A 21,963-nucleotide genomic window follows, 5' to 3' on the forward strand; every position below is an offset into this window, starting at 1 on the left:
TAAAGTAATAATTTCAGGAAAATAACACTTTGCTCAAGAACGTCTCAGTTTGACTATTTATCATCCTGATGGATAGCAATACGCGCTGGGTCTGGCATAACGACCTCTTCGCTTACCTCATTCCAGTTCTTGTAGTTACGCAGCTTGTAGCCGATAAAGACGATGAACGAGCAGATCATGATCCCCCAACCAATTGCCACTTCACCGCTTGTCGCCCAGATAGCGACTAGGCTTGATGCACCAAAAGATAAGCTGATCTGTAAAAAGTTCTGTAAACCTGCCGCTTTAGCAGCGTTGTCAGAGAACTCTTGTAGTGCTGCGTTTACCACGATTGGGTAAATACCACCGCTACACGCCGCAAGTACTGAAAATATTGCCAATAGAGGAAAAATTGATAAACCTTTTAGCAAGATTGTCACTACTGCAATTGACATAGCACAGGTGCCAAATACAGATAGTAATACCTTTAAGGTTTTCTCTGCCCCAACTTTACGAATAAGAGTTTTACTCGCATACCCACCCAAAATAAATGTGATTGTTTGCGGAATAAAGCTTAGTCCAATCGCTGTAGCATCAAAACCATGTTGCTCCATCACAACCGGCCATAGTGTTAGGTACGAGAAGAACGCACCTGAACAAGCACCAAAAATAACAACGTTACCTAAGTATTTCGTATTCTTGAGGATATTGAAGTAGCTGATCTCTTTCTTGTCATGGCTTATTGCTTTGGTTTCTGCGGGCACAAACCAGACTGTCAATAGGATCATTACAGCTGCCATACCGGTTAATGTAATGAAAATGCTCTGCCAGCCCATGCTCTCAAGAATAAATGCACCAAGAATTGGAGCGAGTGCTGGTGATAATGCCACTAATGGCATGATATTAGAAAACACACTCTGTGCCTTAGAAGCATCATATTTTTCAATTACAATCGCTTGCCAAATAACACCAGCAGAACAGGCACCTAATGCTTGCATAAAGCGAGAAATATTGAATACTAGAATCGAATCACTAACAGACAGTGAAAAGCTCGCTAACGAAAATAGTACTAATCCTAGGATGAGTGAATTACGTTTACCAAAGCGTTCTACTAGAGGCCCATAAAGGAGCTGGCCCAATGCCAATCCCGCTAAGAAAAAGGTTAAAGACATAGCAACCTGTGAAGGCGATGCTCCCATAGTGTCTTCAATTGCTTTGAATGCAGGCAAATACATGTCAGTAGCAATAAAGCCTAACATGCTTAGTAGCGCAAGATAGGCCAAAAATATAAAGTATTTAACATTCATAAGAGGTTTCATAGATAGAAATTCAAATAGTGATTTATTAAAGCCGCGCAGTGTAAACACTTGCTATAAGCCTGTGAAACGTTTATTTTTCACATTAGCCTTCAAAAAAAATCACAGCAGGATGTGACCTATGCTTTCAGAACAGTCCCTTCAACTCATTGATATGGTAGCCCGCGTTGGTAGTTTTACCGCTGCGGCAAACAAGTTACACAAAGTCCCTTCCGCAGTGAGTTATGCGGTCAAGCAGATTGAAGAAGAGCTAGGAGTGGTGCTGTTTGTAAGGCACCACCGCAGTGTCAGCTTAACGCCCGCTGGAGAACATTTCGTTAAGCAGTCTAGAAGTTTACTTACCGATATAGACGCAATGCGAGCTGATACCATTCGAGTCGCTAATGGTTGGCAACCGACTCTTTCAATCGCGTTAGATAATATCGTTAGGGCCGATAAGATCAGTAATCTGATTGCTGATTTTTACCGCACCTTCGATAATGTCGAGCTGATTATCCGAATTGAAGTCTTTAATGGTGTCTGGGAGTCGATAGCCACCGGACGAAGCGATATCGCGATTGGTGCAACCACGGCGATACCTGTGGGCGGTGATTATCATTTTAGAGATATGGGGGAAATAGAGTGGTGTTTCCTCGTCGGTAAAAACCACCCTCTCGCAGATATTGATAGGCCGCTGACGGATGATGAGTTGAGACAGTACCCCTCTATCTGTCTAGAGGATACCTCTCGAGAGATCCCTAAACGAATGACCTGGCTACTAGAAAACCAAAGACGTTTGGTGGTTCCCGACTGGATAAGAGCCATCAACTGTTTTAGAGAGGGGCTGGGTATTGGCTACATGCCAGCCCACTTTGCATTCCCATTTATCAAAACTGGTGCGCTAATAGAGAAACAGCTTGAGCGGCCAAATAAAACCAGCCCTTGTTGTTTGGCTTGGAATGCGACCAATAAGTCACCTGCAATGGCCTGGGTGCTGGATTATTTAGGCGATACTGAAAAGTTACATAAGGATTGGTTAGATTAACTAAGGTTAAGTTCGGCCTTATTTTATACGTCAGGCGCTTTATACCTTAGGTTAGCTGCTGTATGATTCAACTACTTAACATAGGGAAGTCACTCTTTTTCACCTTGAGGGAACTCCTTGTATAACTCGTGTTCAAACAAAATAGCTTGAAAATTTGTCTTCGGAGAAAGATATGAAAGATATGACACAACAAACCGCGTATAGCAGTACTTCAGTTGAAGTAAACAAACTGCTAAAGAACACTTATATGCTGCTTTCTATGACCCTTGCGTTTTCTGCAGTGTGCGCAGGTTTGGCGATGGCATTAGCAATTAGCCCTATGATGTCTCTAGGTCTATCTCTCGGCAGCTTAGTGCTGTTATTCGTGACTCTTAGAAAAGCGGACTCTAGCGCTGGTATTTTTTGGGTATTTGCATTTACTGGTATGCAAGGTGCGTCACTAGGTTACATCCTAAACCATTACGCTGGCATGGCGAACGGCCCACAGCTAATCATGCAGGCACTAGGTTTAACCTCGTTAATCTTCGTGACGCTTTCAGGGTATGCGGTAACGACTAAGAAAGATTTCTCGTTTATGCGCGGCTTCCTTATCGCAGGTCTTGTGATTATGGTGGTTGGCTTGTTAGTAAACCTATTCCTAGGTAACGGCATGGTGTTTATGGCGCTTAACGCGGGTATCGCACTGCTGATGACTGGCTTTATTCTTTACGATACAAGTAAAATCGTTAACGGCGGCGAAACCAATTACATTCGTGCGACCATCTCTTTATACTTAGATTTCTTAAATCTATTCATCGCCCTACTACATTTAATGGGTGTTGGTGGTGATGACTAATACCAATTAATTTTAATTGAGTTAAAATGGCCCTATTACAGGGCCATTTTTTTTACCATGAGCAAATTCATTATTCAGGTTAACTCTGCAGCCTATGGCAATGCGTCGAGTTATAGCGCCTACCGCTTCGCTAAAGCCGCAATTGAAAACGGTCACGCCATTGAAAAGGTGTTCTTTTATCAGGACGGTGTGCTTAACACCAGCCATCTCAACTCTCCAGCCAGCGATGAGTTTGATCTAAAACAAGCATGGATTGAGTTGCATCAGCTTCACGGTGTCGCCTTGATTAACTGTGTTTCCGCCGCTCTGCGCCGTGGGGTCTTATCGGAGTCTGAAGCAAAAGAGAACCAGCATAGCCATTGGAATATGCAACCACCGTTTATTATGGGCGGATTAGGCGAGCTAGTGACTGGAATTGAAACTGCCGACAGGCTCGTTAGCTTTTAGGAGCGTAAGTGAAGAAACTATGTATCATCTTTAGACAGGCTCCCCATGGCACTGCCCATGGCCGTGAAGGGCTTGACCTATCATTACTAAGTGCCAGCTTTGAACAGGAAGTGAGCCTAATCTTTTGCGATGAGGGTATACTGACTCTACTAAAGAACCAAGATCCTGAATCAATTGGTAGCAAAGATTACATCGCTGCCTTAGGCGCTTTGTCGCTTTATGATATTGAAACCGTACTGGCATGCCAAGAATCGATGCAAGCGCTTGGACTTGAGCGAGAAGATTTACGGATTGATGTAACAACGGCCTTGCCAGCTGATATTTCAAAACATCTTGCAGAAGTTGATGAGGTGCTGGTTTTCTAATGATATTACATCACATACAGAACTCGGTGGAACAGAGTGACGCGCTTAGCACTTGTCTGCGTTACATAGCGAACAACGACAGTATTTTATTGTCTGGCAATGGGATTAACTGTTTACTCAAGGCTGAGTGGCGGGCAAAATTGGCAGATCTGAACGTCGTAGTCTTACAAGAAGACGTTAACGCTCGTGGTCTACAAGATTATTTAAAGGACGTTAAGCAAGTTAGCTATAACGAGTTTGTTGAGTTAAGCCTTGAGCATGAAAAAGTAATTAGTTGGTAACATGATAGAATTTAACGGAAAACAGATAGAAACCGATCATCAAGGCTATTTGAAATCAGTCGCGGATTGGACACCTGAGCTAGCGCCAGTTATCGCAAAGGAAGAACAAATAGAATTGACAGAAGCGCACTGGGAAGTGATTAACTTCGTGCGCGACTTCTACCTAGAATTTAAGACAAGCCCAGCAATCCGCGTGCTAGTTAAGGCGATAGGTCAAAAGCTTGGTGAAGATAAGGGTAACTCAAAGTATCTCTATACCCTCTTCCCTGTCGGTCCAGCCAAGCAGGCAACTAAGATAGCGGGTCTGCCTAAACCTGCTAAATGTATTTAAAGTTAAGATGCATTAAGCGTATAAAAGAAAAGCCCTACACGTTAGGGCTTTTTAGTCTCTCAACAATGACATTGAAGTACCTGTATTAGTTAGAGAGTCTACGAACATCTCTAGCTGTCCCCTAACAAACTCTTAATTTACCGTTTCACTTTCGTAATACTTGGATGAGGATAGAAGGATTCAGGCCTTATACGGGCGGTTTCACGAGTTTCACTCCATTTACCTCGGCCTTTACATCGGCTAACCGTCGCACAAACAAATACAAAAAAGCCTCCGCACGTTAATGCAGAGGCTTTGATGATGGTACCCGTGGCCAAACTTGAACTGGTGCGCCTTACTTTGTGAAGAGTGCGAGGCATCTCTTATAAAAAGCAATCCCTTGTGCTTTCTTCGTAAATGACAAATACAAAAAAGCCCCGACATTGTCGAGGCTTCTCTGCAACTCTACGGGAGAGTTATTTGGTACCCGTGGCCAGACTTGAACTGGCACGCCTTACTTTGTGAAGAGTGCGAGGGATTTAATTTCAATAAAATCTACTTATCAATATCTAAACTCAAATTTTAGACGTAAAAAAACCAGCTCTAGGCTGGTTTAATCACTCTTCATAAGAAGATGGTACCCGTGGCCAGACTTGAACTGGCACGGTTATTTAGTGAGGCATCTCTTATAAAAAGCAAATCCCTTGTGCTTTCTTCATAAACAGCAAATACAAAAAAGCCCCGACACTGTCGAGGCTTCTCTGCAACTCTACGAGAGAGTTATTTGGTACCCGTGGCCAGACTTGAACTGGCACGCTTATTCAGCGAGGGATTTTAAATCCCTTGTGTCTACCGATTCCACCACACGGGCAAACTCTTTGACTCTGGCGATACGTATTATCGGTATTAATACTGCTTACTCATACTTGAACAAGCTCACCAAACTCTTAAATTGTGGAGGCGCGACCCGGAGTCGAACCGAGATCGACGGATTTGCAATCCGCAGCATAGCCATTCTGCCATCGCGCCACATTATTTAAATTGGAGCGACATATCGGGTTCGAACCGATGACCTATACCTTGGCAAGGTATCGCTCTACCAACTGAGCTAATGTCGCATTTCAATTTAAACTGCAATCAAGTTGTTGCTTAGTTCGCTTCCCCTTGACTACGGAATGGCATTCTACCGATTTACCGATGAGAGTCAATCGACAAAAAACAAATTAGTGACTGTTTGACGTTAAAACCATCAGAAATAACAAATTTCATGCATCCTGATTGTTTTGCAGCCTTTTTTTGGGTTTCAAAACGGTTTACAAAGTGGTTATTGGGAATAACCGTTAAGGGACGAAGGGACTCATTCAGTCGCCGTGGCTATGCAAACTAGTTATTACGGCCTCCCCTTTTTATTGGGTGGCCTAAAAACAAAAACGCCTCTATGACTAGAGGCGTTTTATAGACGAACTAATTCAGTAAAGAATTAGCCGTGGGGTAATGACTGGTAGTTAAGGCCAAGCATTTTCTGCATAACACCAACAACCTGGCAGCTATAGCCAAACTCATTGTCATACCATACATAAAGTATCGCTCGATTACCTTCAGCGATAGTTGCTTGAGAATCAACAACACCTGCGTAACGTGAACCGACTAAGTCACTAGACACGATTTCTGTAGAATCAGTGTAATCGATCTGGTTTTGCAGCTCTGACTGTAACGCCATATCTTTTAGATATTCGTTTAAGTCGTGCTTGTTTGTTTCACCGTTAAGGTTAAGGCTAATAATCGCCATAGAAACGTTTGGTGTAGGAACGCGGATCGCGTTGCCCGTTAGCTTACCCTCTAATACAGGTAAAGCCTTAGATACTGCTTTGGCAGCGCCAGTTTCAGTAATAACCATGTTTAATGGTGCACTACGGCCACGACGGTCTGCTTTATGGTAGTTATCGATAAGGTTTTGATCGTTGGTATATGAGTGAATGGTTTCCACGTGACCATTTTCAATACCATATTTATCGTTAACAGCCTTAAGTACAGGTGTAATCGCGTTTGTAGTACAGCTAGCCGCTGATACGATAGTGTCTTCGTCAAGAATATCTTGCTCGTTCACACCATAAACAACGTTTTTGATAGCGCCTTTAGCTGGAGCGGTAAGAAGTACCTTGCTTGCGCCTGGAGACTTAAGGTGTAAACCAAGACCCGCTTCATCTTTCCAAATACCTGTGTTATCGACAACAAGCGCATTTGAGATACCAAACTTAGTGTAATCCACTTCATCCGGAGAGTTTGCGTAGATCACCTGAATGTAGGTACCGTTAGCGATGATTGCATTGTTCTCTTCATCGACTTCAACGGAGCCATTAAATGGACCATGAACAGAGTCACGACGCAGTAGGCTTGCACGCTTTTCCAAATCACCAGTACGGCCGCCACGAAGTACGATAGCACGTAGTCTAAGCTTATTACTTACACCCGTTCTTTCAATAAGCAAACGAGCGAGTAGACGACCGATACGGCCAAAACCATAAAGAACCACATCTCTTGCTTCTTGGTCATCTTGATGGGTGATTGCATCTGCCAGTTCGCGGCTCATGTAAGCTTCGATCTGACTTGCATCTTGATATTCGCGCCAGTAATTAACCGCGAGTTTACCGATGTCCACTTTACACTGCTTTACCGCTAACTTGCTTAGGGCTTCAACAAATGGAAAGCTTTCACGTAGTCTCAGTTTTTCACCAACATGGCGACGCACTAGTCGGTGCGATTTGATGATTTCGATTGTAGAGGCATTTAGTAGAGGTTTGCCATAGACGACGACTTCTACACCTTGGTTACGGTATAACTTACCAAGTAATGGCTGCATAGCCTCAGCCATTTCGAAACGTTCTTGCCAACTTTGTAGGTGTTTATCAGCGCTCATTAACAGATCCTTTATCTCACTTTTCTGACTTTTTCATCAGAAATGTTTGAGTAACAAAAAGAAAAGACCAATAATCTATCGTTATATAGGGGTTCTTTTCCCCGTTTGGTCGGCGCTATTGTAATGAAAAGTATGCTCTCAAGCTAGCAAGATATTTTTCATAACATTGTAATTTTATTAGATAAAAAGCTATCTGGAGCCTGATTTGAACCGAAAACTTGTAATGATTACATCATTTCTTGGGATTCCGCTTGTTTTTGGCCTAATTGGCTGCGAACAGCCGACAAATACTCAGATCATTTGTAACAAAAATCCTGAACTTTGTGCCGATCTACATAAAGATAGTTGGTGTCGATTTGAGCGAGGAGACCTGATCCGTAATAGGTTCAAGCTAAAAAATATACCGGAACCGTCTGGTAAAGAGATTTATCAACAGCTAGTGTACTTAGAAAATTACAACAAATGTGTTGAGCTAGCCGCCGGTGTTCAGCACATTTTACATCCGGAACGTACTAACGACCGTGCTCGTGCATTTGGCTTAAGCTCGCAGACATTAGCCGAGTTACAGGAAACCACTAAAGGAAGCACTGACCCCCACCTCGCCTACTATCACTGGTCACGTTTTAACGACACTGACGCAGGAGCAGTGCTTTTTGCTGCAGAACAAGACAATACAATAGTCGATGTAGATCTACAGGCTCAGTTAGCCTCTTATTTTGTAAAAGTTAACCCTGAGAAATCCAAGCGCCTCTATGCTCAGGTATTAAAGGGAAGCACAGCAGAAGAGTTCCAACCTGACTGGCTACTCGCATTAGCCACGCTTTATCGTCAAGAAGGCAGAAATGAAATTGAATATTGGCTATCTATGACCAATATCGAAATAACTAAGGCAAACTTTTCGAGCGAGCAGATGCTTGCAATCATAAAGGGAGAAAAGGCACTTCAGCGAAAGTTAGATCGAGATGCCGCAAATCTTGCAGATCAGCTTATAAGTGGAAAGTATCAGCAAAGTAAGCTAAAAGTATTGCTTGACGAAGACCTAATCAAGCCACAGTAAGCTTTAATTGTTAAACACTGCTAATTTGGCAATATTTTTGCCAACTTACAGTTATTTTGTCGATTGACACAATTTATATTCGAATTCGCGACACGTGTAAAAAAATTACCTAAACATTAGCAATAATTGGCCGTTTATCACCGATATTACTTGACGATGGCTGCCAGTTTGGTAATTTTACTACCAGATTCTATTTTTTCTTTTACCAGAGGGATATGAGATGACTATCCGAGTTGCAATTAACGGCTATGGCCGTATCGGCCGCAATGTTCTACGCGCACTATATGAAAGCGAAAAGAACTACCCTATCAAGATTGTTGCACTAAACGATTTGGGTGATGCTTCAATCAACGCTCATTTAACTAAATACGACTCAGTACATGGTCGCTTTAACGCAAAAGTAGAACACGCAGATGACGCTATTTTTGTGAACGAAGATAAGATCCTTACCTTCCAAGAGCGTGATCCTTCAAAACTTCCTTGGAAAGAGTTAGATGTAGATGTGGTATTTGAATGTACCGGCATTTTCACTTCTAAAGAATCAGTTCAGCCTCACCTAGATGCTGGCGCTAAAAAGGTGATTATTTCTGCACCTGGTAAGAATGTCGATGCGACTGTCGTTTACGGCGTAAACAACGACGAAATTACTGGTGACATGACAGTTATTTCAAATGCTTCTTGTACTACGAACTGTTTAGCACCGTTTGCTAAGCCGTTAAATGATGAGATTGGCATCGAATCAGGTCTAATGACGACCATCCACGCTTATACTAACGACCAACGTTTGTCTGATGTTTATCACACTGACCTTCGCCGTGCTCGTGCAGCAGCGATGTCTATGATCCCAACTAAGACTGGTGCTGCTGCTGCCGTTGGCCTTGTGGTTCCTGAACTTGCTGGCAAGTTTGATGGATTAGCGGTTCGCGTTCCTACAGTTAACGTTTCATTGGTTGACTTGTCTTTCGTAGCTGCACGCGACACAAGTGTTGAAGAGATCAACGCTATCATCGAAAAAGCTGCCTCTGTTGCACCATTAAGCGAAGTATTAGCAGTTAACCACGAACCGTTGGTATCTATCGACTTTAACCACAACCCATACTCTTCTAACTTCGATGCTACACAAACTCGTGTTAACGGTCGTCTAGTTAAAGTAATGGCTTGGTATGACAACGAATGGGGCTTCAGTAACCGCATGCTAGACAATGCAGTTGCACTAATGAACGCGAAGTAACTCATTTGCAGTAATAAAAAACCCAGCTAAGCTGGGTTTTTTTATGGGCTGATGAAAACTCACCTACCAAGTCTGGTAATTCGCTCTTCGGTCAAGAACAGCTCGACATCCCTCTTAAACAGACGTTAGTAGGATTAACCTAGTAACCTGCTCATAAAGGGTGTGTTAATCGCTTCATCAATATTTTCTAGATTTTGATCAATATACCCGAGCAAAATGCTTTTCTCAGTACTGTCCAGATCTGAGGTTAATATGGCTCGATGCAACTCTAGAGACTCAGACTTAAGAGTTAGAAGCGTTAAGGTGGAGATCTGGTTTTCGTTGTTATAGCGGTTCAACAATGTTCGCTGGGTGATCTTTATTGCTGTTTGCACACTATGATTCAAAATAGAGACTTTCTCGCCTGCTATTTTGGGGGCTGCCAAACCACAATACTGTTGCTGTAAAGTATGTTGCATATCCACCTCTTAAGGTTAACCTAGGCTAAATAGCATAGGTTTTGAGAGGTAGATAATAGCAACCTAGAACTGTACTCATACTTAATAGGCAACTCAATTGAGCCCGTGAGCGAGACAGCTTAACAGTGATTTTAATTAAAAACGGACTAACTTAACGAGGGTTTTTAGCTTCGCTTAATGCGTACAACCTTAAAGATATCCATTTCAAATCCGGCTAGCCCCTGCGTGTCAGGGTAATACGTCATATTTACTCTTGCGCCGTTGAGGCTTTTGTATTTTTTGGTGCGGCGGAAGGTAAAAGGTGTATCACAGTCATCAATCATTACTGTGTGTTGTACCCAATCATCTTTAACCCTTTGTGTGTGCGAGCAAACCTTTACACCTTCAGAGTGAACGAGCTTATCGTGCTTAACCAACATCTTGTCTACTGTGGACTTCACAACTTCCTCCATAGCAAAAAACTAAGCTATAAAAGTAGCACACACCGCCAGTTGTGTAAAAAAATTGCCTAGAAATAGCGATCTTTTAACCAGCCGTAATGGTAATACCCCCACTGCCCTAATCGCCTTAAGCTGGCTCCGGGAAATCGTGGTGCAGCCTGATGATATAAAGGCAAGTTAGGTGCGGGCTTACCTACAATTTTCTCTGCTAGGCGATAGGCCGCCTGAGCACTAAAAGACACTCCGGCTCCACAGTAGCCAATGCTGTAGCCAACTCCGTTCCGTTCAAATACATGGGGAATATCATCTAGGGTAGCAGCAATCCAACCAGTCCAGTTATAGGCCAACTTCTTATTTTTTAATGCAGGAAAACATTGGCTTAAAGCATACTTAAGCCTCTCTTGATACACAGGGTTTTGTGCATCCCGCCCGAAAATAGCCCCTCTACCGCCGAAAAGCAGCCGATTATCGGGCAATAAACGATAATAATATTTCAATATACGGGTATCCATTACCACTTCTCGAGTATGAATACCTGATGCAGCAAGCTCATCTGGCGTTAAAGGCTCGGTAACAATGATATTGCTTAAGATAGGCAAAAAACGTTTATCCAGTACAGGATTAAAACGCTTAGGTGTATAACCATTTCCCAAGCTTACTACCTTCTTCGTCCTTAGCTCGCCATTTGATGTAATTAGCCTATGAACGCCATTCTCCGCAATCCAGGATTCAACGCAGCTTTGCTCATAAAGAGGAACCTTTAGTTTTTCAACCATCTGTTTGTAACCAAGCAGTAATTTTAGGGGGTTAACGCCAAATCCTTGTTCAACTCTTAGGGCTCCATAGGCTTGATGATGAGCCATATACTCGGATTTAAGCCGTGCTTGGCTGATAAGTTGTGGTTTCTCTCCAAAATACTTATCGATGAAGTGAGCCGTATCGCTTAGTTGTTTAAAGGCATTGCGGTTATGGGCAATCTTAAGATACCCCTTGTCCTGGGGTTCACAATCAATCTGATGCTCAGCTATTAAGCTTTCTACCCGTTCAACCGCTTGGGAAAATTCATTATGAATACCCTTAGCTACACCTAAATCCCAACGTTGCGCCATTTTACTGTAGCCTAAACGCCCTGAGCCACTTAATACAAAACCGGCATTTCTAGCGCTGGCGCCAAACCCTATTCTATTGGCTTCGAGGAGACAGACATCTACATGATGATTTTTAGCGAGATAGTATGCGGTCAGGAGGCCAGTATAGCCTCCTCCTATGATGGCTATATCAGCTTGAGTTTGCGCTCTAAGAGGTTGTTTTGGCGTATCGAGTGCGATGGTATCAGACCAGTACGAACTGCACGGTGAAAGTGATTTAGGTGAAGTAGCAATTAAAGGGTCAAAACTGTCACTTTGTTGATTGGTCATCTTTCCCCCTCCTAAAACTTCAGCAACATTTCACATGCCACGCAATGACAATTAGAGCCACACAAGATACACACATAGTCTGGATGTTCGTCGGTATCACTCCACCTGTTAGGGTGCTCTTTTATCAATTTACCACCCGCTTTTGTGAAGTATTTAACGGCTGCATTATTAGGGCTTTGCTGCCAAAGGTGACTGACACCAGCAGACGCTCCCTGCTGCGTTAATGCAGAAATGGACGCCTGAAGTAATCTGCCGCCTAATCCTTTGCCTCTGGCCTCTTCAGCGACCGTATTACACTTAAAATACCCCACTCTCTCTGCTTCTATGCCCCATCTATTTGGCGAACACCATTTATCTACGGTCCACTGACCAGGGGCGTAGCAGAGTCTAAAACCAAGTAAGTGCTGTTTATCAATTGCAACGAAACAGCTGTTAATGCCGTTTTTATGTCCGAGATTGACGATATGAGCTAAGGACTTTTCGTCTAGGTAGCCATCTCCATGTACTTGGTTTCCAAGCGCTATAACGGCATCGAAGTGTTTTGTGGCGAGAGGAATAATCATGGGTATTTTTATCATAAAAGTTAACACTCATGACACATTAACATGTTTTTTACAACACGCCCTCTCTGGAGATGTCAATCGCGTCAATTATCATCAAGCAAAAAAAAGCGTTATGTCTTAGACATAACGCTTTCTAGTGAAACTAGGAGCTTAGCCAGTTACTCCGGCTTCCATCCTAATTTCTTTTCGATTGATTCAATCATCGCACCAGCGATGTCAATACCTGTTGCTGACTCGATACCTTCAAGTCCTGGCGAGGAGTTGATCTCTAGTAACAGAGGTCCTCTACTAGAACGAATAATATCAACACCAGCAACGCGTAGGCCCATGGTCTTCGCTGCTTTCAGTGCCAGCTGCTTCTCTGCTGCGCTTACAGAAACAATCGATGCGCTGCCGCCTTGGTGAATGTTAGCTCTAAACTCACCAGGAGCTGCTGTACGCTCTATAGAAGCAACAACCTTACCGTCAATGACGAAGCAACGTAAATCTTTACCTTGAGCTTCTTTAATGAATTCCTGCACGAGCAAGTTAACGTGTAGCGATTTAAATGCGTTAATCACACTTTCAGCCGCTTTAGTTGTTTCTGCTAATACAACACCCTTACCTTGAGTACCCTCAAGTAACTTAACGATAAGCGGTGCACCGCCCACCATATCGATAAGATCTTTAGTATCAACAGGTGAGTTAGCAAAACCACTCGTTGGAATATCTAGGTTGTTCTTTTGCAGTAACTGTAACGAGAATAACTTGTCTCTTGAGCGAGTTATCGCTTCAGAAGTATTCAACGCCATAATATTCAAGCTTTCAAAGTGACGTGTTAAAGCACAGCCATAGAAAGTCATACTCGGTCTGATGCGAGGAATTACTGCATCAAGATCATTCAAGATACGGCCACCACGGTAATGCACTTCTGGCTCTGATGCATCGAGTTTTAAATAGCACTGCTTGATGTTCAAGAACACCATTTCATGGCCGCGTTGCTCGCCTGCTTCAATGATACGCTGGTTGCTGTATAAGTCAGGGTTACTTGCTAGCAAACCTATCTTTAAACCGCTTTTCTTAGCCGTTTTAACACCGTAAAGCTGTTCAACTTCAGCTTCGTTTTGCTCACCTAAGCAAAATGATGCAGATGGATCGACTAGTGTTTTGTTGCTCATCGCTTCACGGCCTAACAGCATACGGTAACCCATGCTGTCACGATTCGTTAGAGTAAGCTCAACTTCCCAAGCGTGACCACCCAGCTGGATGACTGATGCAATAACGTAACGCTTTTCTATTTCGCCGTTAGAACTCTTGATGTTACGACGGTCAACAACTTTACTTTCACATCTTAGGATGATCTTGCGACTGTTTTGTATCGGGTGAAGTTCAAAAGAAACCCATGGCTCGCCTTCTCTTTTAAAAGGACGGATATTTACAGCATGGATTGATGACGTTCTGGCGCCAGAGTCAACTCTAGCCTTAATTGCAGGAACACCAAGAGCGGGGAATGCACACCACTCTTCACTTCCGATAATAAACTTATTGTCGCTCATTACAATTCTTCCAGTTAAGTTAAATTAAGGAGCGCGAAAGTACTCCTTTTTTCAGCAGATGCAAACTAAATTTTAGTTATTTACTGCATTCGGATAGAATTTTTTCTAAAATCCTGAAAATTGAGACATCTATCGTGGTTTGTTAGCCGTATAAACGGCTAAAGTCACCTGAAAACGAATTAATCGTATAGGCTATCAAAAATACGACTTTCTTAGTAGTTTAGCTCGGTTAATTTTAATTTATGACCACATATAATGCTAACTTTTAGCTATTAAATCAGTGTAACGTTCAACCAATAACTGCAAGTCGCTACGAATGGTTAGTCAACCTTCAATGTGACAGTATTAACACAAGCTCTACCAATCAATACTGCTGCCCTGATAATCATAGAAGCGACCACTTTGCTCAAATGTTAATTCCTTTATTACCGCCATCATCCCTCTTACAGAGGCATCGGTATCAATAAGTGCATTAGGTCCGCCCATGTCTGTCTTCACCCACCCGGGATGCAGAGCCACGCACCTTATACCATCTGGTCGAAGATCGATCGAAAGTGACTTAACTATAGAATTCAGTGCGGCTTTAGAGGAGCGATAATAGTATCCCCCGCCACTACTGTTATCAGACATGCTACCGACTTTAGACGAAATAAACACTAATGCCGCGCCGGAGGAGCGTTTCAGGTTCTCATACAAGGCTTCTGTAAGTACAAGGGGAGCTATGGTGTTGACTTCAAGTACTGTACGCCATTGCTTAACATCAGTATCACCAAATCGCACTCCCTTTGGGCCATAATACCCGGCGTTATGTATCAATAGGTCGATGGGATCAGTACCTAATTTTTGATTCAATGTTGCGATAGAGTCAGCGGAAGTTACTTCGAGATCAATAACTTGAAGTTGATTAAAACGGGACATCATTTGGCAAAGCTCAGGGGCATTACTCGGATCCCTACAGCATGCACTTACCCGCCACCCATCAGCTAAATAGTGCTCAACAAAGGTTAGGCCTATTCCTCGATTAGCCCCGGTAATCACAACATGTTTCACTGATTTAACTCCCGTTTTAGTCCATTATTTCGTGTTATTAATTCATTAGTGAGTGAATCAGTAGCCAAGCCTTTAGATATGCACGTTAATCAGAAAAATCAAATAATCCAATTAAATCAATGTACAAATACTCGTTTAGCGATTCAGGCCTAGCTAATTTGTTTTGATTTATTGCCATGTCAACGACCAAGCAATATGAAGGTAACTTTAACTCACTTTAAAAATCTTAAGAGTCCAGCCTAACACAAACAAACCTTAGTTAAGCACAACATAACCACGATTTGTCATACAGTTCTTAATTACCGTTTGCTGCTCTGCTGCGTGGGCATCTTTATTGTTTCGTCTGTCTCGACTGTTAGATAATACTCCGACACCGAGTCCAATTGCCGCTCCTTTTTTTGCGCCATCAGTGCCAGAACCACCTGCTATTGCCTTACCAGCAGACCCTATCGCCGCGCCTTTAGCTGCAGTACCGATAGCACTTCCTTCTGTTTTTTTCTGCTCAACTTGAGTCGCCATTTCGGTACATTGATGCAGATCGTACACATAGTCTTTCTCATCGACACCCGTTTTATCTACAACGATATTTGCCATCGCACTCAACGGTAGTAACAACAAGCCTAGGGTTATTAGATTACGCCTCATTCAATGTTTCCTCTTTATCAACAATTTCTTCGAAAAATCGATAACAGAATCAACTGCATTAGTCTGTTTTGATTTCCGCTTCTTATCAATTATAGTACAGCGTTCTACCTGTCTGGCTCTTGAACAAGATTTCACTTAGGCGCATTAATGGATCTTATGAATAACTCAATTGAAAATGTTTTAGCCGAATTTTTTAAGTCGACTGATTTCAAAAAAATCGAAATTATTCAATCACTTTGGTCTGGATATGGCGAAATTGCTAGATACCGCTTTACCTCACCTGAGTTAATTCAAAAGTTTGGTATTAGACAATTTATTGTTAAACACGTCTCTCCTCCCAGACAGGTTTGCCATCCCAGAGGTTGGTCAACTTCGGTGTCCCATCAACGAAAAGTCGACTCTTATAAAGTTGAAGTTAACTTTTATAAAACCTTCGCCGAACAATGCGATGCTCAGTGCCGCGTCCCGACCTTTATTGGCGAGCATCGTTTTATTGAGAACGGTAACCCATGCCAACTCATCTTAATGTCAGACCTCGATGATCAGGGCTTTCCTATTCGAGCGACAAACCTAACAGTCCAGCAAACAAAATTGTGCATTCGTTGGTTAGCGCATTTTCATGCAAAATTTATTAACTCTTCAACAGACCACAAACATGATGGACTTTGGACAATCGGCAGTTACTGGCATCTTGCGACTCGCCTTGAAGAATGGCAGGCGATGCCGAGTTCAAAGCTGAAAGAGAGTGCTTCTAAAATCGATAAAGCATTGAATAAATGCAAATATAAAACCATTATTCACGGTGATGCAAAGGTTGCTAATTTCTGTTTCACTCCTAATTATTCCGATGTCGCCGCTGTTGATTTTCAGTATGTAGGTAGTGGCACCGGTGTTAAAGACTTAATCTATCTGATAGGCAGTTGTTTATCGGAAACAGAGTGCAAGAATAATTTTACGTTATTAGTGAATGATTATTTTGACTGTTTAACCCATGCTTTAGGCTTATACCAGCCTATGTTAGACGCTAATTTAGTGGTTATAGAGTGGCAAGAGTTGGTGGATTTAGCCTGGGCTGACTTCGAACGCTTTCTTGTGGGTTGGGCTCCTGACCACAAAAAGAGAAATCAATTTAGCCAGATGATCACAAATCGAGCCCTAGCATCCATTTGAGTTTTATTAAAGAATGTCACCAAGGCTACAAGATTTTATTGCAAGGGTATGATTTTGTAATTCGGGATAATAGCGAACGCCTATTTATTTCAATATTCCTAGCTAAGCGAGACTAACCGAAGCTTAATTTTGCAAGTCAATACTCATCATTTTCTTTTGGATATTCACTCAATAGGTGATCTATGGCTTGGTCAAAAGTATCAATTTGATTTACCGCCATGAACTGTTTTAGTTTTATGACAAGATCATTGCCAATCTCAATATGAGATTTCTTTTTACGTTTCTTTATTTGTGACAACTCCTTTCGTACCATTCTCCAACCATAATCACTAAAATAGCGGTTAAGCAGTAAATTGGTTTGTATCAAGGCTTCTTCAACACCTGTCGACTGTTTGCGGATCTTATTTAGCGAAGACAAACTTTCGGTCAACATGATGTAGAGCTGGTCACGTTCAACTGTTTCTTCGAATTCGTAAAACCAATCTTTTCTCTTTTCAACTTCCGCCAAAGAGATAAGACGATAGATTAGAGGCAGAGCTACTAGCAATTCATCTGCTTCTAACAATTTTAATTTCCGACCTGCCGTAGGTTTTTGCTGATGGTACTGCCAACTCTCCCCTGCACTGTCAATTTTCTTTTGCATTTTACTCTACTCTCAATAATTTATTTCACCAGACTTTACTGCCGACAAGCTGAATGACTAAAGTATGGTACAACCATATAATAACCAAGTTTGCTTACTAATGCAGTATCTAACTCTTTAGTTTTATGTGATTTTTTCTTGAAATGAGCTACGTCTCTAATTTGCATTAATAAAATGGTGACACCATTTTATTAATGCATTCAATTACAAGTAAGAAGTGGCTGGTATCCTCCACCGCTATCAGTTGTCTTATTTTCAAATCTATAGTGACACACTAACTGATAATTTCGTTTAGCCAGCATATTTCAGTTTTCCCTGAGTGATAGCTGTACCTATCACTCAGCAAAAAGATGCTGCAGAAATTTTACAACTCGACTGTAAAAAGCATCATCGTTTTAGTTATGCTCATACGCCATTTAACTTTTAGCTTGAACCACTGAATAGTTCTCGCCTAGAAAGTTAAACATGAATAACTTAGAGAACAGAAAAGTTATACCATCCTGCTAATTAAGCGAATACACATATACAGTCGATAACATGATCGAGTCAGCTTATACCTGTGTCGCCCTTTTAATCCTTCGTATCTTTTTATCCTTCGTCTGTTTTAATCATAGTTACTTTTAATCATCGGCTGCAGATCCCCGTCTTAATCGCTCATTAATATGGTTAAACCATACTTTAATAAACGTAGCCACCACCAATCTATGTACTGTTTATTTTAAAAATAGCGCCAATATCCAAAGCACTTAATTTGCTTATTATTTAAGCACCAACCCAGCTCTACGCTTAAATAGTGTTCGCAAAATCACCAATACTAGCAAATACTATATCTACCAGTGATAATGGCGATTATCACTGGTAGAGATAATGGTTTTTCAGTAGAATATTCGCCGTTAAATGATGGATTTAACGTCACTTTTGTAGATTAAAGGCTAGTGAGGATCAATGAATTCGGAACAACAATTTCCTAAGCCAGTAGGTGCTTTTAATGAACAAGAGTCGGCTTTAGGTCAATTTAGCGCCGGCTTATCAAATGGTCATAATGGACAACGCGATCCGAATAACCCCAACGAAAAGTTTTTCCAAGAACAGCAACTTCCAGTTTCAATCCTGGATGACTACAAGAGTGCCGCTAGCGAGACTCAATATGAGATCTCAAACAACACGCGCCGAGTCTATCGTTCCAGTTTTGCTATTTTCAACAATTATTGCGAACATCATAATCTAAGTGCCCTGCCCGCAGATCCGAGGAGCGTTATTTCTTTTATCGGTCATCAAAAAGAAATCTATCAGGAGAAAAGTGGCCACCAGCTATCTAAACAAACCATTAATACCCGTTTAGCAGCAATTCGCTTTTTCCATATACAAGCAGGATATCATTCACCAACTGAACACCCCCATGTGATCAGGGTGATGCGTGGTCTGATGCGTAATCAATACCGTCAGATCTCCGACTATGATCAGCAACCGATCACCTATGATGAGTTGGAAATGTTACTGGCAGTGGTCGAGCAACAACCACAGGAGTTAACTCGATTACGAGACAAAGCCATTTTACAGCTTGGGTTACAAGGTGGTTTTCGACGTTCAGAATTGGCAGAGATAAGAGTCGAACATATTAGTTTCTTAAGAGAGAAGCTAAAAATACGTGTGCCCTATTCTAAAAGTAATCAACAAGGGCAAAGAGAATGGAAAGATCTTCCTAAACATGAACTTTTTTCTGCCTATGAAGCAGTTCAACAATGGCTAGATGCCACTAAGATAAAACAGGGTCACCTCTTTCGTTCCCTGAGTCGAGATGGTAATTCGGTTCGAGATTACCAGATCACTCAATCTAAAATGGGCAAAGGTTTCTTAAAGGGTGATGATATTTATCAAATGATAAAAAAATACTGTGACAAGGCAGGACTCAACTCCCGATTCTATGGCGCGCACAGTTTACGAAGTGGATGTGTCACCCAGCTCCATGAAAATGATAAAGACCATCTCTATATCATGGCAAGAACAGGCCATACAGATCCGAGATCATTGAGGCATTACTTAAAACCTAAGGATTAAAAGGGACAAAGGCTATTTGCAAAGACTCGCTCTCCAGTGATGGGATGGTCAAATTCAAGCCGAGTCGCATGTAGCATCAACCTTGGTGCGAGTCGATAAGAGATCTCGGAGCCATAAAGATCACAGCCAATAATCGGATGACCAAAGTAGTCACTGTGGATCCGTAGTTGATGGGTTCGGCCTGTTTCTGGAATGAACTCGACTCTAGTAACTGGTAGCAAATGGTCAATCGCTTTCTCATTCGAGCTATTAATCTCTGCATTTTTATCAAGGCTAGAATAAGATTCTAAGGCTAAAACACGGTACAAAGAACGGGCAGCTTTGCCCTCTTTTTCACAGATCTTCATCAACGGAAAGTTGGGCTTATCTTTCGCAATCGGCGCATCGATCACTCCGTTATCTTTATTAAGCTCGCCAAATAATAATGCAGTATAGGTTTTTAACACCGTACGTTCACTAAATTGCTTACACAAGAGCGCATTAATTTGTTTGTTTCTCGCTATCACCATGATGCCAGAAGTCCCCAAATCTAAGCGATGAACTAAGGTACAACCGGGGAAATCCTTAACAAGTCGGTAATGAACAGAATCAAGATTTGCAGGATTTTTACCCGATAGAGAAAGTAGACCTGAAGGCTTATTGATCAGCAAAAGGTGCTCATCTTGAAACAGTATGGTGATCTCTTCAAGACAGGGAGGCGCGATGAAATCGTCTGCCGATGATGGGGAAACTTGCAATGCGCTAAATGCTCTAAAGAGATAAATGACGGCCTATGATACAGGAGTTTGCATTAAACAACGAATAGATTAAGGAGTGTGATGAGATGATATAACCGCGAAAATCGTTAAATTTTAACCATTCATTTATATCAATAGCATTTAAATTGTTATAGGTTTACCAAATTTTGGCGACAACCCACACATGCATCATTCTGCATAATAATGCATATTTAAAAATATAACCCCGAGATATTTTTCACCAATCTGCATATCAAGTCAAAATAGTGAATAGAATAAGCACAAGTGTATGAATAGATTAACAGATGATGCTTAATTAGGCAGAGCGTATATCCTTATACGCTCCTAGGGGGCAAATCATAAAACGAGAAATGAAAATAGAGGTTGAAACGCTGACTAGAAGTCGATTCTGAAGCCAACACTCGCAATTGTATCGTCAAAATCTGAGTATTGTTTTACATCAAATTGACCTAACTCTGTATGTATACGAGTCGCTTTTGACAGGCGATATTCAGCGCCAATTGCCCACTGTGAAACCTCGGGAACCTCTGTAGCAGCTGCGCCTAATTTGTCATAAACTCGGCCAGCAATTTTACCTGTACCTGAATCATCCTGACCGTATTGAGCCTTTAGTGTTAGCTTATCGATCTGATACTTAGCGCTCACGATAAAACCATCACCATCACGTTGCTGCCAGTTGTCTAAGTTTGGATTAACAATTTCTGAGCTTTGGTACATAGAACCAAGCATTAAGTTGTTATATTTGTATTGAGCAACAAGGCGCATACCTTTGATATCTTCAACACCATCGGTGTATGCTGCTGCTAGATACAGATCACCCGTTTTGAATAACTTATCACCATAAGTTAATGCAACCTGGTAGTTTCCGTTATCACGGCGCGCATCGTCTTCACCGTAGTAGTTATCTTCTAAAATGTAACTCGCGCCAAATTGTAGCTTGTTCCATTTAATGGTTTTATATTCTAAAGAGTCGCCCCAACGCTTATCACCAGCAAATAAACGATCGTGTTTCATAGAGTACATATCCATCGCATCAGATGTACCCTTAGCCATCTTAAACACTGGGTCGATACGGCCCGCTGCAAGTTGACCTGCAGTAGAGTGCTTAATACCTAAGAAGGTAGGACGAGCAGAAAAAGGATTATTGTTCTTACCTTCTGTCGCACCATTAACACCCACTTCGATTTGATAGAATACGGTGAAATCTTCATTAAGCGCCGCATTACCTTTAACACCTAAACGACTCCAGTTATTTTCTAAAATAGTGCCACTTTTACCGCTATGGGTAGCACTACCGCTATCTGAGTGAGTAACTGAATAGTCAATTCGTCCATAGAATTTATAGGCATCAGCCATAACACTTGGTGAAGCTAATACGGCGGCAGCGAGCAAAGTTAGTTTAACTGTTTTCATCATCTTCTCTCTTAGTACTTTAATAATTTGAAAGGCAGACGACTCAGGCG

Annotated in this window: 22 protein-coding genes, 3 tRNA genes and 1 pseudogene; 10 read left to right on the plus strand and 16 right to left on the minus strand. The window is 41.9% G+C overall.

Features of this window, described 5'->3' with window-relative positions:
• Nucleotides 1-53 precede the first annotated feature (53 nt).
• On the minus strand, nt 54-1,298 hold the full coding sequence (gene punC, locus K5Q92_RS11800; protein WP_220769201.1) for a purine nucleoside transporter PunC: 1,245 nt from the start codon (nt 1,296-1,298) through the stop codon (nt 54-56).
• A 118-nt stretch (nt 1,299-1,416) separates the two neighbouring features.
• Here punC and punR point away from each other — a divergent pair, with 118 nt between their 5' ends.
• The 6 genes from punR (at nt 1,417) to K5Q92_RS11830 (ending at nt 4,578) form a co-directional block, all read left to right on the plus strand.
• Nucleotides 1,417-2,319, plus strand: coding sequence for a DNA-binding transcriptional activator PunR (punR, locus tag K5Q92_RS11805; protein ID WP_220769202.1), 903 nt, complete (start codon nt 1,417-1,419; stop codon nt 2,317-2,319).
• Between the two features lie 181 nt (nt 2,320-2,500).
• A complete protein-coding gene (locus tag K5Q92_RS11810) occupies nt 2,501-3,154 on the plus strand; it encodes a Bax inhibitor-1/YccA family protein (RefSeq protein ID WP_220769234.1) in 654 nt (217 codons plus the stop codon).
• Nucleotides 3,155-3,211: 57 nt separating this feature from the next.
• Nucleotides 3,212-3,601, plus strand: a complete 390-nt coding sequence (gene tusD / locus K5Q92_RS11815) for a sulfurtransferase complex subunit TusD (RefSeq protein ID WP_220769203.1) — start codon at nt 3,212-3,214, stop codon at nt 3,599-3,601.
• Nucleotides 3,602-3,609: 8 nt separating this feature from the next.
• A complete protein-coding gene (gene tusC / locus K5Q92_RS11820) occupies nt 3,610-3,966 on the plus strand; it encodes a sulfurtransferase complex subunit TusC (RefSeq protein ID WP_220769204.1) in 357 nt (118 codons plus the stop codon).
• Nucleotides 3,966-4,247: a sulfurtransferase complex subunit TusB gene (tusB, locus tag K5Q92_RS11825; RefSeq protein ID WP_220769205.1), complete on the plus strand. Its 282-nt coding sequence runs from the start codon at nt 3,966-3,968 to the stop codon at nt 4,245-4,247. The genes tusC and tusB overlap by 1 nt, the downstream gene beginning before the upstream one ends.
• 1 nt (nt 4,248) lies before the next feature.
• The gene (locus K5Q92_RS11830; RefSeq protein WP_220769206.1) at nt 4,249-4,578 is read left to right on the plus strand and encodes a TusE/DsrC/DsvC family sulfur relay protein; all 330 of its coding nucleotides are present in this window, start codon (nt 4,249-4,251) and stop codon (nt 4,576-4,578) included.
• A gap of 764 nt (nt 4,579-5,342) precedes the next feature.
• Here K5Q92_RS11830 and K5Q92_RS11835 read toward each other — a convergent pair.
• The 4 genes from K5Q92_RS11835 to K5Q92_RS11850 all read right to left on the minus strand — a co-directional run bounded on the left by K5Q92_RS11835 (nt 5,343) and on the right by K5Q92_RS11850 (nt 7,474).
• A tRNA-Leu gene (locus tag K5Q92_RS11835) sits at nt 5,343-5,428 on the minus strand.
• 84 nt (nt 5,429-5,512) lie between these two features.
• Nucleotides 5,513-5,586, minus strand: a tRNA-Cys gene (locus K5Q92_RS11840).
• 13 nt (nt 5,587-5,599) lie between these two features.
• Nucleotides 5,600-5,675, minus strand: a tRNA-Gly gene (locus K5Q92_RS11845).
• A 362-nt stretch (nt 5,676-6,037) separates the two neighbouring features.
• Nucleotides 6,038-7,474, minus strand: coding sequence for a glyceraldehyde-3-phosphate dehydrogenase (locus K5Q92_RS11850; protein WP_202722197.1), 1,437 nt, complete (start codon nt 7,472-7,474; stop codon nt 6,038-6,040).
• 205 nt (nt 7,475-7,679) lie between these two features.
• Here K5Q92_RS11850 and K5Q92_RS11855 point away from each other — a divergent pair, with 205 nt between their 5' ends.
• Complete coding sequence (locus tag K5Q92_RS11855) at nt 7,680-8,531, plus strand: DUF2989 domain-containing protein (protein WP_259649554.1); 852 nt, start codon at nt 7,680-7,682, stop codon at nt 8,529-8,531.
• Between the two features lie 220 nt (nt 8,532-8,751).
• Nucleotides 8,752-9,762, plus strand: a complete 1,011-nt coding sequence (gene gap / locus K5Q92_RS11860; protein ID WP_220769207.1) for a type I glyceraldehyde-3-phosphate dehydrogenase — start codon at nt 8,752-8,754, stop codon at nt 9,760-9,762.
• 134 nt (nt 9,763-9,896) lie between these two features.
• On the opposite strand, the gene K5Q92_RS11865 is transcribed toward gap, so the two are convergent.
• The 8 genes and pseudogenes from K5Q92_RS11865 to K5Q92_RS11895 form a co-directional block, all read right to left on the minus strand.
• Nucleotides 9,897-10,220 carry a hypothetical protein gene (locus K5Q92_RS11865; RefSeq protein ID WP_220769208.1) on the minus strand — a complete coding sequence of 108 codons (324 nt, stop codon included), beginning with the start codon at nt 10,218-10,220 and terminating at the stop codon, nt 9,897-9,899.
• A gap of 164 nt (nt 10,221-10,384) precedes the next feature.
• Nucleotides 10,385-10,660, minus strand: coding sequence for a hypothetical protein (locus tag K5Q92_RS11870; RefSeq protein WP_220769209.1), 276 nt, complete (start codon nt 10,658-10,660; stop codon nt 10,385-10,387).
• A 68-nt stretch (nt 10,661-10,728) separates the two neighbouring features.
• The gene (locus K5Q92_RS11875) at nt 10,729-12,078 is read right to left on the minus strand and encodes an FAD-binding oxidoreductase (protein WP_220769210.1); all 1,350 of its coding nucleotides are present in this window, start codon (nt 12,076-12,078) and stop codon (nt 10,729-10,731) included.
• 11 nt (nt 12,079-12,089) lie between these two features.
• A complete protein-coding gene (locus K5Q92_RS11880) occupies nt 12,090-12,656 on the minus strand; it encodes a GNAT family N-acetyltransferase (RefSeq protein ID WP_259649555.1) in 567 nt (188 codons plus the stop codon).
• A 143-nt stretch (nt 12,657-12,799) separates the two neighbouring features.
• Nucleotides 12,800-13,684, minus strand: a complete 885-nt coding sequence (gene rimK, locus K5Q92_RS24240) for a 30S ribosomal protein S6--L-glutamate ligase (protein ID WP_239891854.1) — start codon at nt 13,682-13,684, stop codon at nt 12,800-12,802.
• Nucleotides 13,685-13,768: 84 nt separating this feature from the next.
• Nucleotides 13,769-14,176: pseudogene (locus K5Q92_RS24245) on the minus strand (ATP-dependent zinc protease); the annotation flags it as partial.
• Between the two features lie 357 nt (nt 14,177-14,533).
• A complete protein-coding gene (locus K5Q92_RS11890; RefSeq protein ID WP_220769212.1) occupies nt 14,534-15,226 on the minus strand; it encodes an SDR family oxidoreductase in 693 nt (230 codons plus the stop codon).
• A gap of 255 nt (nt 15,227-15,481) precedes the next feature.
• Entirely contained in the window at nt 15,482-15,871 is a 390-nt protein-coding gene (locus K5Q92_RS11895) for a glycine zipper family protein (RefSeq protein WP_220769213.1), read from the minus strand.
• A gap of 147 nt (nt 15,872-16,018) precedes the next feature.
• On the opposite strand from K5Q92_RS11895, the gene K5Q92_RS11900 reads away from it, so the two are divergent.
• Nucleotides 16,019-17,041, plus strand: a complete 1,023-nt coding sequence (locus K5Q92_RS11900; protein WP_220769214.1) for an oxidoreductase family protein — start codon at nt 16,019-16,021, stop codon at nt 17,039-17,041.
• Between the two features lie 136 nt (nt 17,042-17,177).
• On the opposite strand, the gene K5Q92_RS11905 is transcribed toward K5Q92_RS11900, so the two are convergent.
• On the minus strand, nt 17,178-17,684 hold the full coding sequence (locus K5Q92_RS11905; protein WP_220769215.1) for a hypothetical protein: 507 nt from the start codon (nt 17,682-17,684) through the stop codon (nt 17,178-17,180).
• Between the two features lie 945 nt (nt 17,685-18,629).
• On the opposite strand from K5Q92_RS11905, the gene K5Q92_RS11910 reads away from it, so the two are divergent.
• Complete coding sequence (locus K5Q92_RS11910; protein ID WP_220769216.1) at nt 18,630-19,742, plus strand: site-specific integrase; 1,113 nt, start codon at nt 18,630-18,632, stop codon at nt 19,740-19,742.
• Here the strand turns inward: K5Q92_RS11910 and K5Q92_RS11915 are convergent.
• Together K5Q92_RS11915 and K5Q92_RS11920 are read right to left on the minus strand one after the other, a co-directional pair.
• Nucleotides 19,739-20,479, minus strand: coding sequence for an RluA family pseudouridine synthase (locus tag K5Q92_RS11915; RefSeq protein WP_220769217.1), 741 nt, complete (start codon nt 20,477-20,479; stop codon nt 19,739-19,741). The two genes, K5Q92_RS11910 and K5Q92_RS11915, sit on opposite strands and share 4 nt — an antisense overlap.
• A 396-nt stretch (nt 20,480-20,875) precedes the next feature.
• Entirely contained in the window at nt 20,876-21,916 is a 1,041-nt protein-coding gene (locus K5Q92_RS11920) for a porin (protein WP_220769218.1), read from the minus strand.
• Between the last annotated feature and the right edge of the window lie 47 nt (nt 21,917-21,963).

Origin of the sequence: Shewanella sp. MBTL60-007 (assembly GCF_019654915.1) — a bacterium.
Lineage (GTDB): Bacteria > Pseudomonadota > Gammaproteobacteria > Enterobacterales > Shewanellaceae > Shewanella.